At 50.8% G+C, this 20,304-nt stretch carries 1 protein-coding gene; it reads left to right on the top strand.

What is annotated here, in order from left to right; genetic code table 11:
• Nucleotides 1-186 precede the first annotated feature (186 nt).
• On the top strand, nucleotides 187-20,151 hold the full coding sequence (locus tag M3661_RS23690) for a non-ribosomal peptide synthase/polyketide synthase (protein ID WP_251489200.1): 19,965 nt from the start codon (nucleotides 187-189) through the stop codon (nucleotides 20,149-20,151).
• Nucleotides 20,152-20,304 lie beyond the last annotated feature (153 nt).

Here is a 20,304-nt window from a genome sequence, read left to right as displayed (position 1 = left end):
CCCCATCACAGTTTACGATTTTTCAACAATAACCTTGATAGCCACGATCATGACGAGCAATTATAACTTCATATAGCCATGTATCTTATCTCTTCTGCGGATATGATTGTGAACTCTTTTGGAACAGAATCCACTGATGATGTTTCCGGACGCTTACGAATATTTTTCGAATAGGGGAGAGTCAACGTGAACGCGAATCCTAACGAATGGTATCCTTTGACGCAAGCGCAGCGCAGAATCTGGTACACAGAAATGATGCATCCTAATACGTCAGTTACTACCGTTGCTGGAACAATGTACATACGAGGCAAGGTAGACGTTGAGATTTTGAAAATGGCGATATATCAAGTGATCATGCAGCATGATGCCTTCCGAATACGAATCGCAATGACAGACAATCAGCCGAAGCAGCAATTTGCTCCCGTAGAGCAAATCGTCCCTCACGTTGATTACTTAGAGTGGGATAATCAGATTGAAGCTGAGAGCTGGTTACATCGATTTAATCATATTCCTATCCATATGTTCGACCCAGCGTTATATCACTTTGTCGTATTCAACGTCAATGATGAGGAAGCATGGTTCAATTTGAAAATGAATCATATTGTAACGGATGGCGTCTCTTCTCATCTTATCGTTTATAAAATCATGAAGAATTATACAGCAATGTTGAGTGGCAACGCGGACACGGATGAACAAGAGAGCACTTACCTGGATTACATATTCGCGGAACGAGAGTATGAACAATCTGATCGATACGCGAAGGATAAGGCATATTGGCTGGATAAGTTCAGCACAATGCCAGAAGTGATAAGTATCAAATCTTACCCTCCTCATTCAATCGGCACTGAGGCCAGTCGGACAAGCATCACGGTTAGCGGAGAAATGTACGAGAAGCTTTACCGATTTAGCCAGCAGCACAATATCAGTCTCTTTACTCTATTTCTAGGTTCTTTATACGCATTTCTATATAAGACGACAGGGAACAACGATATTGCTGTCGGTGCCGCTTATGCGAATCGAACTTCCAGGCAAGACAAGGATGCGCTGGGCATGTTCGTAAGCACGGTAGCCGCTCGTTTGACGATTACCCCAGACCAAGATGTACTAACCTTCCTACATAACGTTGCCAAAGAGCAAAAAGCAATTTTGCGGCATCAGAAGTATCCTTACAACCAGCTTATTCTTGATTTAAGAGAGCAAAATAATAGTGTTGAGATTCAGGATTTGTACCGTATTTCCATCGATTATATGCCGATACGCTGGTTCAGTCACGGAGAACTAGCCGCCCGCCAACGCAGCAGCTTTTGCGGTCATGAGGTAGACGATTTTGCAGTTCACGTAGAAGATATGATGGATGATAATCAGATCATTTTCAATATCGATTATCGCAAACAGTTGTTCGAAGAGCATGAAGTCATTCGTATCATCGATCAAATGATGACCATCGTTGATCAGATGTTGAGTAATCCGAGCCAGAGCTTGCAGCAGTTGTCCATGATCAGTGATAAGGAAGCTCAGATCATCCTGACACGCTTCAGCAACGGGAATTGGTCAACGCCGCAGCCTGTTGGACGAACGATTCACCAGTTGTTTGAGGAACAGGTCGAACGCACGCCTGATCAGGTTGCTGTCGTGTTCGGAGATCGGCACCTAACCTACAAGGAACTGAATGAACAAGCCAATTGCTTCGCTCGAACATTGCGAGCCCATGGTGTAGCAGCAGAGCAATTCGTAGGCATCATGGCAGACCGCTCGATTGAGATGGTCGTCGGTATACTTGCAATATTGAAGGCGGGTGGAGCCTACGTTCCGATAGATCCTGAATATCCAGAAGAGCGCATTTTATATATGCTGGAAGACTCTAATGCAAGAGTACTCGTATCGCAAAGTCATTTACAGACACGGCTCGGTTACACAGGAACATGGGTATTGCTTGATGATGAGAACGACTATGAAGCAAACCGCGATAACTTGGAGTCGGTCAACGAAGCACATCATTTGGCTTATGTCATCTATACATCCGGTACAACTGGCAAGCCGAAGGGCGTCATGATTGAGCATAAGCAGATTACAGCCTTGGGGGATGCATGGAAGCATGCCTATCAATTAGATGAATCGGGAATTCGGACGCTGCAATGGGCAAGCTTCTCCTTCGACGTATTTACGGGAGACATGGTGCGAGCGCTGCTGTACGGAGGCGAGCTTATCATCTGCCCAAGCGAAGCGCGAGCTAACCCTGAAGCGATATGCGAGCTAATCGCAAGACATCGCATCCACATATTCGAATCAACCCCAGCCCTCGTTATTCCGTTGATGGAATATGTGCATGAACAAGGGAAGGATGTAAGCAGTCTGCGCCTGCTCGTTGTGGGCTCGGATCATTGCCCGGCTGCGGAATATCGCAAGCTGATGGAACGATTCGGCTCGCAAATGAGGATCCTGAACAGCTATGGCGTGACTGAGGCTTGCGTCGATGCGTGCTATTACGAGAGAAATGGTAGTGTGGATTCCATCACCATGCTTCCGATAGGTAAACCACTGCCTTCGGTATCTATGTACATTCTAGACGAGAACAAGGCGCTTCAGCCAATTGGAATTGTAGGAGAGCTCTACATAGGTGGAGCCGGTGTCGGCAGAGGTTATTTGAACCGTGATGACTTGACAGCAGAAAAATTCGTTGATGACCCCTACTCACAAGGAAAGATGTATCGGACAGGTGATTTGGCAAGATGGCTGCCGGACGGAAACATCGAATACCTTGGAAGGCTCGATCATCAAGTCAAAATTCGGGGTAACCGGATAGAAATAGGGGAAATTGAAACGCGCATGCTGCAAACATCACTCGTGCGGGAAGCCGTTATCGTAGCGCGCGAGGATGAAAATGGACTGAAAGCTCTGTGCGCCTATTATGTTGCCGACAGCGAGATATCCGTACAGCAATTGCGTTCAACCCTAGCAGAACAAGTACCGGATTATATGATTCCGTCTTATTTCATGAAGCTGGAACGATTGCCGCTTACGCCGAACGGCAAAATCGATCGGAATGGATTGCCTGCACCGTCTGGTCAGGACTATTCCGGCAAGATTTATGTGGAGCCTCGTAACCAAGCGGAACAAACGCTGGCTAGCATCTGGAAAATGGTGCTTGGAGTCAAGCGAGTGGGTATTTTGGATCATTTCTTCGAGCTAGGTGGAGATTCGATCAAGTCCATTCAAGTATCTTCTCGCATGCAGCAAGCTGGATATAAGCTGGATATCCGGGATCTGTTCAAGTATCCGACCATTGAACAAATAAGTCCACATCTGGTGGAGGTTCAGCGAAAAGCTGAGCAGGGAGAAGAAAGTGGTGAGGTTGGGCTCACTCCTATATTGCGCTGGTATTTTGAGCGAGATGAAGTGAGTCTGCATCATTACAATCAATCCATAATGCTGCACCGCAAGGATGGATTCGATGAAGCGGCACTTCGCAATGCATTGCACAAGATAACGGAACATCATGATGCGCTGCGCATGGTATTCCGCCGCACGGAACAGGGAGAATACGCGGCCTGGAACCGGAGAATCGAAGAAGGCGAGCTTTACCGTCTTGATGTGTTGGATATCAAGGAACGTTCCGCTGGCGTAGAAAGCGAAGAATCTCTTCACAACATGCTCATGGCTGAAGCCGATGTGATTCAGGCTGGGTTCGATATAGAGGCAGGGCCACTTGTAGGCGCAGGATTGTTCCGCTGCCCAGATGGAGATCACCTGCTTATCGTCATTCATCATGCTGTTATTGATGCCGTATCTTGGCGCATTTTGCTCGAGGATCTTGCCACCGGATACGAACAGGCACTTCAAGGCAGCGAGATTCGTCTCCCTGACAAGACCGACTCCTTCCGGTTATGGTCCAGACAGCTTTCAGCATATGCGCAGCAGTTTGACATGAACGAGGAGCTGAAATATTGGCAGCAAGTCGCACAGACGCCGATTACTCCACTGCCGACGGATTACGCGGGAATTGCTCTTCAACGAGATAGCGAATCGGTCACGGTTGAATGGAGTGCTATTGAGACCGAACTGCTGTTGAAGCAGGCGCATCGGGCCTATAACACGCAGATGGACGATCTTCTCTTAACGGCACTCGGCATTGCATTCCGGAGATGGTGTGGGCATGAGCGCATCCGAATTAATTTGGAGGGACATGGTCGGGAGTCGATCCTGCCAGATCTTGATATCACACGCACGGTAGGCTGGTTCACGAGTGAGTATCCGCAGCTTCTCGAGGTGGGCTCTGAGGAAGAACTGCCGCGAATCATCAAGTCGGTCAAAGAAGATTTGCGCAGCATTCCGAATAAAGGGATCGGTTACGGCATTTGTCGATATTTATCCAACACGGGTATTCGTGAGGATTGGGGAACAGCTCCTGAGGTTAGCTTCAACTACTTGGGGCAGTTCGACCAAGATTTCCAGAACAGCGGGTTTTCTCCATCGCCGTATACTACAGGCAGCAATATTGGGGGAGATCAGCAAAGACCTTATCTGCTGGACATGAATGGCATGGTCTCGGACGGTAAATTGCAGTTCGACATCAGCTATGGACGGACACAATATCGTGTTGAGACGATTGAGCGATTGGCAAGCTTGATTCGGGACAGCTTACTTGAAATCATCGAGCATTGTGTGGCCAAGGAGCGAACAGAGCTCACGCCAAGTGACGTGTCATTGCAGCGCATTAGCATTCAAGAGTTGGAGCAGATCGTTGAACGGACAAGCGGTATCGGTGAAGTGGAGGATATCTATGCATTAACGCCGATGCAGAAGGGAATGTGGTTCCATACAGCTATGGACAGCCAGGCGGGGGCCTATTTCGAGCTAACACGTTTAACGCTTGAGGGAACGCTGAACATCGAAGCCTTCGCCGCAAGCTGGAATGAACTGGCGGCTCGGCATGCTGTATTCCGTACCAACTTCCTCGTCGATTCGAACGGCGAGCCGCTGCAAGTTGTATTTCGGAGCAAGCGCATCAGCGTGAAGTACGGAGATTGGCGTTCTCTGAATCCAAATGAGCAGGCTGTGGCGATTGAGAACGAAGCGGCCAAGGAACGCGCACAAGGCTTTGACCTTGAGAATGGGGATGTCATGCGCGTGTCCGTACTCCAGACGGCAGACGAGGTGTATGAAGTTCTGTGGATCTCCCATCACATCGTCATGGATGGATGGTGTCTCCCGCTCGTCGCTGCTGAAGTATTCAACACGTACTCCGCGCTGGTGGAAGACAAGAAGCCGATTCTTGCTTCGGTACCTTCCTATAATCATTACATTCAATGGCTGGAGCGGCAGGATGAATCCGCAGCCGCAGCCTATTGGAACAATTATTTGTCTGGATTTGAAGAGATGACAGAACTTCCGCATAGCAAGGGGCGCAGACATTCTGGTCAATATGAAGCAGGTCAGGTTCAGATCGATCTAGGTACAAGCCTGAGCCTCGCTCTCAATAAAGTTGCAACGCAGCATCAAGTGACATTGAATACATTGCTGCAGGCATCATGGGGAATTTTGCTCCAGAAGTACAACAGAACTTCAGATATCGTATTCGGCAGTGTTGTATCCGGCAGACCGGCAGAACTAGTCGGAATCGAAGAGATGATTGGTTTGTTCATTAACACGATTCCCGTGCGTGTGAGCAGTCAGGCGCACGAAAGATTTGCAGAAGTAATGACGCGTATGCAAGAAGATGCATTGTCATCTGCCAAGCACGACTACTATCCGTTGTATGAAATCCAAGCACAGTGCACCCTGAAGCAGGATCTCATTACTCACATCATGGTGCTTGAAAACTATCCGATGGAGCAGCAGCTCGATCAATTTAACAGTTCAGACGGCAGTGGACTGAAGCTGACAGACGTTACCGTAACAGAACAGACGAATTATGATCTGAACCTCATCATCATACCTGGCGACAATATCGTCATTCGCTTCGATTTTAATAAACAAGCACTCGAAGAAGCGGATATGAATGTGTTGAAGCAGCATCTGTTGCATGTACTGGAACAAGTTGCATCGAATCCGCGGATATCCATAGGAGAGCTGCAGCTGGCGACGGATGAAGAGCGTGCCGTAATGATGAGCGAATTTAATGATACGTTCGTGAATTATCCGCGCGAGAAGTCGATCCATCGATTGTTCGAGGAGCGAGCTGAACAAGAACCAGACGCGCTAGCTGTCGTGTTTGGAAATGAACAGATGACCTACGGAGCGTTGAATGCCGCAGCCAATCGAATGGCTCGGAGACTCCGGCATGCCGGGGTGACGAGCGGTGAACTGGTTGGCATCTGCGCGGATCGATCGCTGGATATGGTCGTCGGCTTACTGGCAATTATAAAGTCCGGCGGGGCTTATGTACCGATCGACCCGGCTTACCCTCAAGAGCGGATTAGTGCAATGCTCGAAGATACATCCATTGCGACGATGGTTACACAGAAGCATCTGTGCAGCTTATGGCCTGAACATCTTAACGTGATCGTGCTGGATGTTAACGAGACAGACGTAAGCAACTTAATGGAAGATATAGAAAGTACAAACCTGTCTATTGATGGGGCTGGAGACGATTTGGCATACATCATCTATACGTCAGGGTCTACGGGGACGCCGAAAGGGGTTTGCGTAACGCACCGCGGGGTGGTCAGGCTCGTATGCGGCGCGACGTATGTCGAGATCGACAGCTCGGATGTCTTCTTGCAAGGTTCCACAATCTCGTTCGATGCAGCAACCTTTGAAATATGGGGAAGTCTGCTGAATGGGGCTGCGCTGGCCATCCTGCCTCCTGGCAATGCGTCGCTTACAGATTGGAGCGAAGCGATTCAGCGTCATCAGGTGACGACGTTGTGGATGACAGCTGGTTTGTTCCAAGTCATGGTTGAACAGCAAATCGAGGGCTTCTACGGAGTCAAGCAGCTGCTTGTGGGCGGAGATGTTGTATCTCCTACACACGTGCGTAAAGTGATGGAGAAGCATAACGGTATAAGGGTGATTAATGGCTACGGGCCGACGGAAAATACAACCTTCACCTGCTGCCATACCATTACGGATGCTGATTTGGATCGAGGCTGCTCGATTCCGATTGGCCGACCGATTAGCAATACGCGAGTGTATGTTCTGGATGAAGCTGGGAACGCCCTTCCTGTTGGCGTATGTGGAGAGCTGTATGCGGGCGGAGATGGCTTGGCACGAGGATACTTGAATCGTCCGGAATTGACAGCAGAGAAATTCGTGAATGATCCATTTATCCCAGGTGAACGCTTGTATCGGACGGGCGATTTGGCGAGATGGCTGCCAGACGGTTCAATCGAATTTATCGGGCGCTGCGACGAACAAGTGAAGATTCGCGGTTACCGGATTGAACCAGGTGAGGTATTAGCCTATCTTCTGCGGGTCGATGAAGTAGGCGAGGCGGCTGTAATCGCGCGGGAGGATTCGAGTGGACAGAAGGAGCTATGCGCCTATTTCACAGCGGAAGTTGAGCTATCGGCTAGTGGACTAAGGGAGACACTGGCTCGTGAACTGCCAGCTTACATGATCCCGTCGCATTTTATTCAGATTGAAGAACTTCCTTTGACACCTAACGGCAAGGTGGATCGCAGAGCCCTGCCTCAACCAGGGGAAGGAATGCGTTTGAATATGCAAATCCAGCCGCGCACGGAACTGGAAGCTAAGCTCGCACTCATCTGGAAGGATGTGCTTGGTCTCGAGAACGTAGGCGTTACAGATTCATTCTTTGAACTGGGCGGCCATTCCTTGCGCGCGACGACCCTCGTCAGCAAGGTGCATCGGGAGTTGAGTGTTGTGCTGCCACTGCAGGATGTATTCCGCTACCCGACGATTGAACAAATGTCTCTCGCCATACAGGGGATGCAGAAGGAAAGCTTTGCATCCATACCTCGGGTGGAAGACCGAGAGTGGTACCCGGTATCTTCCGCGCAGAAGCGGCTGTTCGTTCTTCATCAGATGGAGGGCGCAGAACTGTCCTACAATATGCCGGGCGTCATGGCGATTGAAGGCAAGCTCCATCGCGATCGCTTGGAGGCGGCATTCCGCAGCTTGATAGCAAGACATGAAGTGCTGCGTACCGGGTTCGAAATGCACAACGGGGAACCCATGCAGCGAATTTACAGCGATGTAGAATTTACTGTCGAGCATTGGACAGTTGGAGATGTATCGGAAGCGAAGTCAGTCATTCGCTCGTTCGTACGGGTGTTCCAATTGAATAAGCCACCGCTGCTTCGGGTCGGACTGATCGAAGTGGACGCAGGTCGGCACCTGTTGCTGTTCGATATGCATCATATCATTTCGGACGGGGCATCCATGGGCATTCTGCTGGATGAATTCGTTGCACTGTATAGCGGCGAACAATTGCCTGAATTGCGTCTTCAGTACAAGGATTATGCTTCGTGGCAGCATTCGGAAGCATACTTGTCTAAGATGGAAGAGCAGAAGGCGTATTGGCTGGAGTCATTGCGAGGCGAGCTTCCGGTTCTGCAGCTTCCAGTGGATTACACTCGGCCTGCATTCCGCAGCTTTGCAGGAAGCACGTTGGAATTCATTATTCCTGCCGACAAGGCGGATCAGCTTAAGCAGCTTGGAGCGGGTTCGGATGCCACGATGTACATGGTGCTGCTGGCGTTGTATACGGCCTTGCTTCACAAGTATACCGGACAAGAAGACGTCATCGTGGGGATGCCGATAGCCGGTAGAACGCATGCAGACATCGAGCCGCTTATCGGTATGTTCGTCAACACACTTCCACTTCGCCATTATCCGGCTGGAGAGAAGACGTTCCGCTCCTTCCTGGAGGAGGTTCGGCAGTCCACACTACAAGCGTACGAGCATCAGGAATATCCGTTCGAAGAGCTCGTTGAACATATACAACCAACAAGGGATGTTAGCCGCAATCCAATATTCGATACTGTGCTTGTCCTGCAAAATACGGAAAAAGGCGCATGGTCCATCGATGGACTTGCCGTGACGCCGAATCCGATTGAGCATGCCGTTGCGAAGTTCGACCTTACACTTCATGTCGAAGAAGATGTCGATGGCCTGGCGTGCAGCATTGAATATGCAACCGCTTTGTACAATCGAGAAACGATCGAACGGCTGGCATGCCATTTCAATCAATTGCTGGAAGCAGTCATAAGCAATCCCGAAGCTCGGTTGGAGCAGCTTGGCATCATAACGGAAACAGAGAAGCAGCAATTGTTCGAACAGTTCAACGATACGTCAGCGGATTATCCGCGTGATAAGACGATTCACCGACTGTTCGAGGAACAGGTCGAAAGAACGCCTGATGCGATTGCTGTAACGGGAACAGACGGATTCTTGACTTACCAGGAGCTGAATGAACGGGCTAACAGCTTGGCGTGGGTACTCCGTGCAGAAGGCATCAGGGCAGATAAGCTGGTAGGCATCATGGCTGAGCGTACGACGGATATGCTTGTGGGGCTGCTCGCTATACTCAAGGCCGGAGGAGCTTACGTGCCAATTGATCCGGAGTATCCAGAAGAGCGCATCAGTTATATGCTGAGCGATTCCGGGGCGGATATTTTGCTATTGCCTCGCCATCTGCGGGATCAAGTCGTCTACGAAGGCACCGTGTTGTTCCTTGATGACGAGCAGACATACAGCGGGGACAAGTCCAACCTGCCATCAGTCAACAAACCTTCCGATCTGGCTTATGTCATCTATACATCGGGAACGACTGGCAAGCCGAAGGGTACATTGATTGAACATAAGAACGTCGTGCGGCTGTTGTTCAACAGCAGAAATCTGTTCGACTTCCGTTCAACCGATACATGGACGCTGTTCCACTCCTTCTGCTTCGACTTCTCGGTATGGGAAATGTACGGCGCTTTACTATACGGAGGGAAATTGGTGGTTGTGCCGCAGCTGACAGCCAAAAACCCTGCCATGTTCCTGCAGCTGCTGGCTGAAGAACGGGTAACGATTTTGAATCAGACACCGACTTACTTCTATCAATTAATTCGGGAAGCATTTGCAGATGGAAGTCCTGAATTGAACATTCGAATGGTGATCTTCGGCGGAGAAGCGCTGAGTCCGCAGCTGCTTAAGGACTGGAGAGCGAAATATCCGCGGACGCAATTGATTAATATGTACGGGATTACTGAGACAACGGTTCATGTCACGTACAAAGAGATCACGGAAACCGAGATCGAGCAGGCAAGAAGCAATATCGGATTCCCAATCCCGACCTTGCGCATCTATATTCTGGATGCGAATCGACAATGCGTGCCGATAGGCGTGGCCGGGGAAATGTTCGTCGCAGGAGAAGGGCTTGCACGCGGATATTTGAATCGCCCTGAGTTGACCGCGGACAGATTCTGTGACAATCCATTCGAACCGGGCAGCAAGATGTACAAGACAGGCGACTTGGCGAAGTGGCTGCCTGACGGCAACATTGAATACCTAAGCCGGATTGATCATCAAGTAAAAATTCGCGGATATCGGATCGAGCTAGGCGAGGTAGAAGCCCAAGTAACGAAGGTAGAATCGATTCGTGAAGCCGTTGTTATTGCACGAGAGGAGAATGGCGAAAAGCTGTTGTGTGCATATTTCGTGGCGGATCGGCAATTGACCGTAGGGGAAATGAGAACCGAATTGGCGCAGGAGCTGCCAGCTTACATGATTCCATCCTACTTCGTGCAGATGGAGCGGATGCCGCTTACCTCCAACGGCAAGGTTGACCGCAAGGCGCTGCCTGCACCGGAAGGCAGCATCAACACGGGCAAGGAATACGTAGCGCCGCGTACACCAATGGAAGCTAGCTTAGCCCGCATGTGGGAGGAACTGCTTGGAATTGAGCAGGTCGGCGTGACAGACAATTTCTTCGAGCTAGGCGGACATTCCTTAAGGGCAACTGCGCTGGTTAACAGGGTGCACCAAGAGATGAATATCCAGTTGCCGCTGCGCGATGTGTTCCGCTTCTCTACGATAGAAGAACTGGCAGCTGCCATGTCCGAGATGGCGGAGGAATCCTATTCTTCGATACCAGTTGCTGAGGCTCAGGATCATTATCCGGTATCTTCCGCTCAGAAGCGGCTGTATATCCTTCACCAGCTTGAAGGGGCGGAGCAGGGCTATAACATGCCTGGCATCATGCTGCTCGAAGGCGAGTTGGATCGAAGCAGGTTCGAGGCTGCATTCCGCAAATTGATTGCGCGTCACGAAATTTTGCGTACCGGCTTCGAGCTTGTGCAGGGAGAGGCTGTACAGCGAATACATGATACTGTGGATTTCGCGATTGAATATCGGAAAGTCGAAGAACAAGAGGTTCAGCAGCAAGTAAAACAGTTCATCCGCACATTCGAGCTTGATAAGCCGCCGCTGCTTCGTGTTGGGTTGATCGAGATTGCGGAGACGAAGGAACAGCATGTGCTTCTGTTCGATATGCATCATATTATTTCCGACGGCGTATCGATCGGTATCGTGCTGCAGGAAATCATGCGGCACTATCACGGGGGACAGGTATCGCCGCTTCATATTCAATACAAGGATTATGCGGCATGGCAGCAATCAGAAACCCAGAAGGAACAGTTGAGGCATCAGCAAGCATATTGGCTTGGCCAATTCCAAGGTGAATTGCCGATATTGGAGCTGCCAACAGACTATGCTCGTCCGGCCATGCAGCAATATGGCGGTCTCACGCTGCCATTTAGAATCGATAAGGACGTGGCAGATGGTTTGAACCGAATTGCCGCTGACACCGGAACGACATTGTACATGGTGCTTCTAGCTGCTTATACCGTCATGCTGCACAAGTATACGGGCCAAGAAGACATCGTGGTCGGAACACCGATTGCCGGCAGAACACATGAAGAACTTCAACCGTTAATTGGCATGTTCGTCAATACGCTTGCCATTCGTGCTTATCCGGAAGGTGCTAAGGCATTCCGTTCCTATCTGGATGAGATTAGAAGCACAATGCTGGGGGCCTACGAGCATCAACAGTATCCGTTTGAGGAATTGGTGGAAGGTCTGCAGTTGACTAGGGATTTAAGCCGCAATCCGCTGTTTGACACCATGTTCGCCCTAGACAATACGGACATGAAGGCTGATTCCCTGGGCGAGCTTCAAATGAAGCCATATCCGCTGGAATACACAATATCGAAGTTCGATGTGAGCTTGGATGTGAAGGCAGATGAGGCGGGGCTGGATTGCAGCTTCGAGTATGCGACTTCCTTGTTCAAATCAGAGACGATCCACCGCATGGCAGAGCATTTCAGCCAATTGTTGAAGGACATCGTCAATCACCCGGATGCGCAACTGGGCGAACTAGGGATGCTTACCGTGCACGAGAGCGACGAGATCTTGCAAGTGTTCAATCCAACTCGCTCATTGAAAGCTCCTGACGGAACGATTCATCGATTGTTCGAAGAACAAGCAGAACGGACACCGGAGCAACTTGCAGTCGTGTTCGGGAATGAACACATGACTTACCGCGAGTTGAACGAACGAGCGAATAAGCTTGCGAGAACATTGCGGGCAGAAGGTGTGAAGCCAGATGACTTAATTGGCGTTATGGCCGATCGTTCGATTGATATGGTCGTGGGGGTCATGGCCGTCTTGAAGTCAGGCGGAGCTTATGTCCCGATTGATCCGGAATATCCGGAGGATCGCATTCGCTACATGCTGGAAGATGCGAAGGCAAGAATACTTCTGACGCAGTGTCATTTACAAGATAAAGTGTCCTTCGAGGGAACGTGGGTGCTGTTGGAAGACGAAGCTTCCTATCATGAGGACGATACGAACCTGGAGCCGATTTGCGAGCCTGACCATCTCTGTTATGTCATCTATACATCGGGTACAACCGGCAATCCGAAGGGAGTCATGATCGAGCATCGTCAGCTTGCTGCGATGGCAGAGGCTTGGAAGGCCGAGTATGAATTGCATGAGCCGGGCATTCGCTGGCTGCAATGGGCGAGCTTCTCGTTCGACGTATTCTCAGGTGATCTCGCTCGCACACTGCTGCATGGAGGAGAGCTTGTACTCTGCCCGAGCGATACAAGAGCGAACCCAGGTGCATTAGCAGAGCTTCTTCGCAGCAGCGGCATTCAGATGTTCGAATCGACACCTGCTCTCGTCATTCCGCTTATGGAGCATGTGTATGAGCATGGCCTGGACATCGACAGCCTGAGATTATTAATTATTGGCTCCGATCTGTGTCCTGCAGATGAATTCCGCAAGCTGCGCGATCGCTTCAGTTCACACATGCGCATTATTAACAGCTATGGCGTCACGGAAGCTTGCGTTGATTCGAGCTACTATGAGCCGATTTCATCAGATTCAGTACGTTCTGTGCCAATCGGTAAGCCGCTTCCTTACGTATCGATGTACATTCTCGGTGAGAACTTGTCGCTTCAGCCTGTTGGTCTGGCTGGAGAGCTGTATATCGCAGGCGCCGGAGTCGGACGCGGATACTGGAATAGGCCAGAAATGACAGCAGACAAATTCGTGCGCGATCCGTTCGCTGACGGTCAACGCATGTATCGTACAGGGGATTTGGCGAAATGGCTGCCGGACGGCAACATTGAATTAATCGGGCGCACCGATCATCAGGTGAAAATTCGCGGCTACCGCATCGAAATCGGAGAGGTCGAATCGAAGCTGCAGCAAACGCCGCATATCCGCGAAGCAGCCGTCGTCGCGAAGGAAGATGGAAGCGGGCGGAAGGTACTGTGTGCTTATTACACATCCGAGCGTGAGCTTACGGCAGGTGAATGGAGAGCTGCGTTAGCGAAGGAATTGCCGGCCTACATGATACCATCGCACTTTATGAGGCTTGAGCGAATGCCGCTTACGCCGAACGGCAAGCTGGATCGCAAGGGACTTCCAGCACCGGAAGGCGCTGCGTATACGGGGACGGAATATGAAGCTCCACGCACGGATGCAGAGATTGCGTTGGCTGCCGCATGGCAGAGTGTCTTGCATGTGGAGCGGGTTGGAACGAATGATCATTTCTTCGAACTGGGTGGAGATTCGATCAAATCGATTCAAGTGTCATCGCGTCTGCATCAGGCTGGATACAAGTTGGAAATACGCGACCTGTTCAAATACCCGACGATAGCGCAATTGAGTCTGCAGCTTCAGCCGATCGGCAGGATAGCCGATCAAGGCGAGGTGTCCGGCGAGGCTGAGCTGACGCCAATCCAACGCTGGTATTTCGGACTGGATCTGGATGACATGCATCATTATAACCAGTCGTTCATGCTGTATCGGCAGGACGGATTTAATGAGGAGGCTCTGCGCAAGACTTTACGAACCATCGTGGAGCATCATGATGCGCTGCGAATGGTATTCCGTAAATCAGACGCTGGGGTTACGGCTTGGAATCGGGCAATCGAAGAGGGGGAGCTGTTCGACTTCCTTGCCTTCGATATCGCAAACAGTGGAGATGCTGAACAGGTTATCGAAGCGAAAGCGAACGACATACAGGCTAGCATCGATTTGCAGGGAGGGCCGCTTGTGAAGGCTGGATTGTTCCGCTGCGAGCAAGGCCATCATCTGCTCATCGCGATCCACCATGCTGTCATAGACGGAGTATCATGGCGCATCCTGCTGGAGGATATCGCGGCAGGCTACGAGCAAGCGTGCAAGGGTGACGACATCCGCTTGCCTTCGAAGACCGATTCTTATGCTGCGTGGTCACGGAGTTTAGTCGAATATGCTGCACACACGGATTTGGGTCATGAGCGCAGCTATTGGAGACACGTCTTGAACGCTGGAGCGAATCCGCTGCCGAAGGACTTTGACACAGAATCAAGTCTGCAGCAGGACAGTAATTCCGTCACCGTAGCTTGGAATCAACAGGATACGGAGCATTTACTGAAACGGGTGCACCGAGCTTATAACACCGATATGAATGAGATCTTGCTGGCCGCTCTCGCGATAGCCATACAGAAATGGAGTGGGCACAATCAAATTCTCGTCAACCTAGAGGGTCATGGACGTGAGCCAATCGCAGGCGAATTAGATATTTCACGGACAGTCGGCTGGTTCACAAGCGAATATCCGGTTCTGCTGCAAGCGGAGCGAGATCGAGGTTTGGCGTACCACATCAAGAGAGCGAAGGAAGAATTGCGGCAGATTCCGAACAAGGGAATCGGTTACGGCATATGCCGCTACTTGTCTGAGCCGCAAGATAGCTTGGAATGGGGAGCTGCCCCAGAGATTAGCTTCAACTACTTGGGACAATTCGATCAAGACTCGATGGGAAGCGGCATGATGTTGTCTCCATATTCGAAAGGTTCCGATGGAAGCGCCTTGCATACACGTCAATATGTCCTCGACATCAATGGCGCCATAACTGACGGCATATTGACCTTGGATATGAGCTACAGCGAGAAAGAGTACCGCAAGGAGACGATGGAACTGCTGGCAGGCCATTTCCACGAGAGTCTGCTTGAGATCATCGACTACTGTGTCTCACGTGAGCAGACAGAATTGACACCGAGTGATCTGCTGCTGCAAGGACTGAGTATCGAACAGCTGGAGCAGATTGCTGAAGAGACGAAAGAGCTTGGTATCATCGAAAATATGTACATGCTGACCCCGATGCAGAAGGGGATGTGGTTCCATAACGCTCTCGATGGTCAAGAAGGTGCATCGGGTGCTTATTTCGAACAAACCCGATTTACGCTGCGAGGTGAGCTTGATCCTGCCCTGTTTGCCCAGAGCCTGCACGAACTGGCTGCCCGGCATTCCGTGCTGCGGACGAACTTCTGCAGCTTGGACGGGGAACCGGTACAGGTGGTGTTCCGGGAAGGACGAATTACATTCACGTACGAGGATCTGAGCCAATTGCCAGCTGATGAGCAAGCAGTTGTGATGGAACGTGTTGTCGCGAGCGACAAGCTGCAAGGGTTCGATCTGGAACGCGATCCGCTTGTTCGCGTCACATTGATGCGTACGGAGGCATCTAGCTGCCATGTACTGTGGAGTTCTCATCATATTCTGATGGATGGCTGGTGCTTGCCGCAGTTGACGGACGAGTTGTTCCGCATATACTCAGCTGTCACGAATCATGCAGCCGGAACTACTGAAGCTACTGGAACGGTCGGAATTCCCGGATCTGCCGAATCCATGCGGAACAAAGAGGCCAACCTGCCGGACTATAGCCGATATATCGAATGGCTGGCAGAGCAGGACATGAGTGCGGCGGCAGAATATTGGAACGGGTACTTGGCGGGCTACGAGCAGCAGACACGATTGCCAAATGGGAAGATCACAGGCAAGGATAAGCCATATGTGCTGGAACAAGCGTCCCGCAAGCTCGGAATTGATCTTACTTCCCGTATGATTCGGATTGCCAAGCAGCATCAAGTTACGTTAAATACGCTGCTGCAAGCCGCTTGGGGGATCGTGCTTCAGAAGTATAACGGGACGCAAGATGTCGTGTTCGGCGGAGTCGTATCGGGTCGACCTGCTGATGTTCCGGGTGTCGAATCGATGATTGGACTATTCATTAACACGATTCCGGTTCGTGTAAGCTGCGAAGCCAGCGCAAGATTCTCAGACGTGATGGAGCAGTTGCAAAATGCGGCACTCGAATCTGGGCGATATGATTATTATCCGCTCTATGAGATTCAATCGAGAACGTCACAGAAGTCGGAACTAATCAGCCACATCATGGTGTTTGAGAACTATCCATTGGACGAGCGAATGGAGCAAACCGGAGACGGTAACGACGGAGCTCTCGCTTTAACCGATGTTCAAGCAGCTGAACAGACCAATTATGATTTCAATCTAATGGTCGTGCCGGGTGATGAACTTATCATTCGCTTTGATTTCAACTCGGAAGTGTATGATCGCGGTCATATGGAACGGCTGCATCATCATCTGATGCATGTACTGGAGCAAGTAACAGGCAATCCTGCAATCTCCATTGCTGAAGTGCAGCTCGCTACCGAAGCGGAGAAGGCAGAAGTCCAATCTGCATTCAATGACACAGCTGTCGACTACCCTCGCGAACAGACGATTCATCGGATGTTCGAAGAGCAGGTGCGGCGGACGCCGGATGCTGCAGCAGTGCTGTATGGGGATGACGTCATAACCTACCGAGAGCTGAACGAACGTGCGAACCGGCTGGCAAGGACGCTGCGTGCGGCAGGGGTTGAACCCGATCAGATTGTCGGTATTATGGCAGAGCGTTCTCTGGAGCTAATGGTTGGCATTATGGGGATTCTGAAGGCAGGAGGCGCCTATGTGCCTATCGCACCGGATTATCCAGAGGATCGCATTCGATATATGCTGGACGATTCCAAGGCTCAGGTGCTGCTTGTTCAAGGAAGCGCGGGAGAAGCGGTTGACTTCGCGGGCCGCATCATCAATCTGGATGATGCAGAAGCATACGATGCGGACGGTTCGAATCCTGAGCCAGTCAACAAGCCGACCGATATCGCCTACATCATCTATACGTCGGGAACGACCGGACGTCCAAAAGGGGTTATGGTCGAGCATACTTCGGTCATCAACCGCTTGCTGTGGATGCAGAAGCGCTATCCGATAGGATCGGAAGATACGATTATGCAGAAGACGGCGATCACGTTTGACGTATCGGTCTGGGAGCTGTTCTGGTGGGCATTTGTCGGCTCGAAGGTGCTTATGCTTTCAGTCGGTGGGGAGAAGAACCCACATGCGATTGTGGATGCGATTGAGCGTCACCGAATAACGACGATGCACTTCGTTCCATCCATGCTGCACGCGTTCCTTGAGCATGTGGAGCAAATGACAGATGCAGAGCGTGAGCGCGGTCTCGCACCGCTGCGGCAGGTGTTCACGAGTGGCGAGGCACTGCTTGCCTCACAGGTCGAGCGGTTCCACCGTTATATTGCACCTGCAAGCGGAGCGCAGCTTATTAATCTATACGGGCCGACTGAGGCGACGGTGGACGTAACGTACTTCGACTGCGAGCCAGGCCAGACTTATGTAAGTGTGCCGATTGGCAAGCCAATTGACAATACGAGCATTTATATCGTGAATGAGCATAATCAAGTGCAGCCGATCGGCGTTGCTGGTGAACTGTGCATCGCGGGAGTAGGGTTGGCGCGCGGTTACTGGAACCGTCCAGAGCTGACAGCAGAGAAATTCGTTACAATTCCTTCCGTCGGGGAACGGATGTATCGAACCGGAGACTTGGCACGGTGGCTACCTGACGGCAATATCGAATACTTGGGCCGAATCGACCATCAAGTGAAAATCCGCGGATATCGGATTGAATTGGGCGAGCTGGAAACTGCACTGCTGAATGTCCAAGAAATTCGGGAGACGGTTGTAGTTGCGCGAGAAGAGGAAGACGGACAGAAATCACTCTGCGCCTATTATGTCGCAGATGGCGATCCAACGGTAGGTAACCTTAGAGCGGCGCTTGCTGCTGAACTGCCAAGCTACATGATTCCATCGTACTTCATTCAGCTGGAGCAGATGCCGCTGGCGCCGAACGGCAAGCTTGATCGTAAAGCGCTCCCTGCTCCGAAGGACGTGATTCGGACGGGAACTGATCACGAAGCACCACGAACAGCATTGGAAGTGAAGCTCGTTCGCATATGGCAGGAAGTACTCGGTCTCGATCAAATCGGAGTGAAGGACGACTTCTTCGAATTGGGAGGGCACTCCTTGCGCGCAACTGCGTTGGCAAGCAAGGTAAGCAAGGAAATGCACGTTGCTCTTCCGCTACGGGATATTTTCCACTATTCGACGCTGGAAGCGATGGCGCAGGCGATCGGCGAGTTGGAGAAGCAGGAGCACCGAGCGATTCCTATCGCGCCAATGGCCGAGCATTATCCATTGGCTTCAGCCCAAAAGCGGTTATACATTCTGCACCAGGCTGAAGGAGCGCAGCAGAGCTACAACATGCCGGGGGCGATGTCCGTCAGTGGACACATCGATCGAAATCGACTGGAAGCGGCGCTTCTGCAATTGATTGCACGCCATGACACACTGCGCACAAGCTTCGAAATGGTTGATGGTGAGCCTGTACAGCGCGTACACCAGCACGTTGATTTCGCGTTAGAGTATTCGACTGCGAGAGAGAAGGATATCGATCAGGTTACCGAGCAGTTTGTCCGCGACTTTGATCTGGAGCAGCCTCCACTACTGAGAGTCGGACTTGTCCAACTTGAGCAAGAAGAACAACATCTATTGCTGTTCGATATGCATCACATCATTTCGGACGGGATCTCTATGGACATATTGGTTGATGAGCTTGCTCGCTTGTACAACGGGGAGGAACTTCCTCCACTTGAAATCCAGTACAAAGATTATGTGCTGTGGCAGCAAGCAGAAGCAAGCAGCGAGCAGATGAAGGGACATGAAGAATACTGGCTGCGGACATTGGGCAATGAACTTCCGTTACTGGAGCTGCCGACCGAATTTGCAAGAGGCGAACATCGCAGCTATGAAGGAGATAAGCTGCACTTTGCGATTGATGGGCAGTTGAACGAGAAGCTGCAGCGCTTGGCATCCCAATCGGGAGCAACCCTATATATGGTGCTGCTGGCGGCTTATACGACCTTGCTTCATAAATATTCAGGACAAAATGACCTGGTTGTGGGTACCCCAATTGCGGGCAGAACCCATGTAGATGTAGAACCGCTAATCGGGATGTTCGTCAATTCGCTTGCGATTCGCAATTACCCAAATGATGACAAGACGTTCCGCAGTTATTTAGAGGAAGTGAAGGAATCGACGCTGAGCGCCTTCGAGCATCAGGATTATCCGTTCGATAAGCTGGTGGAGCAGTTAGAGGATGCTTGGGTTCCAGGCCGTAATCCGGTATTCGACACAATGTTCGTCCTGCAGAACGCAAAAGCGCGCACGATCAACCTGGGAGAATTGGCCTTCGAGCCTCTAATTCCATCACACACGGTTGCGAAATTCGATTTAACCTTGGAAATGGCTATCGAAGACGGCATGCTGAGCGGGCAGTTTGAATATTGCACAAAGCTGTTTTCCGCCAACATGATTGCGAATTTCGCAGAAGACTTCTTGGAAATTCTATCTCAAGCTTGCGAGCAGCCTGACATCCGCTTGGAGGATATTCAACTGAGCGGCAGTGCTTATCAAGAGGAAGAATTGGAAGAAGAAATTGACTTTGCATTCTAAATCGCTGCATTTGACACTGTTGTTCGGTTGTTAACGCGTCATTCATGACACTAGGATTGGATTTCGTTCATTCGGGCTGCGTGCAATGGATTGACAGGCACGTACCCGGATGGACGGATGCCGTCCTCTAGGGGCTTTACTTGATTTGAGAGG

The sequence above is a fragment of the Paenibacillus sp. MER 180 genome (assembly GCF_023713665.1).
GTDB classification, from domain to species: domain Bacteria; phylum Bacillota; class Bacilli; order Paenibacillales; family Paenibacillaceae; genus Paenibacillus_B; species Paenibacillus_B suaedae.
The sequence above is the reverse complement of the archived record's forward strand: the minus strand, read 5'-3'. Positions and strand labels throughout refer to the sequence as shown.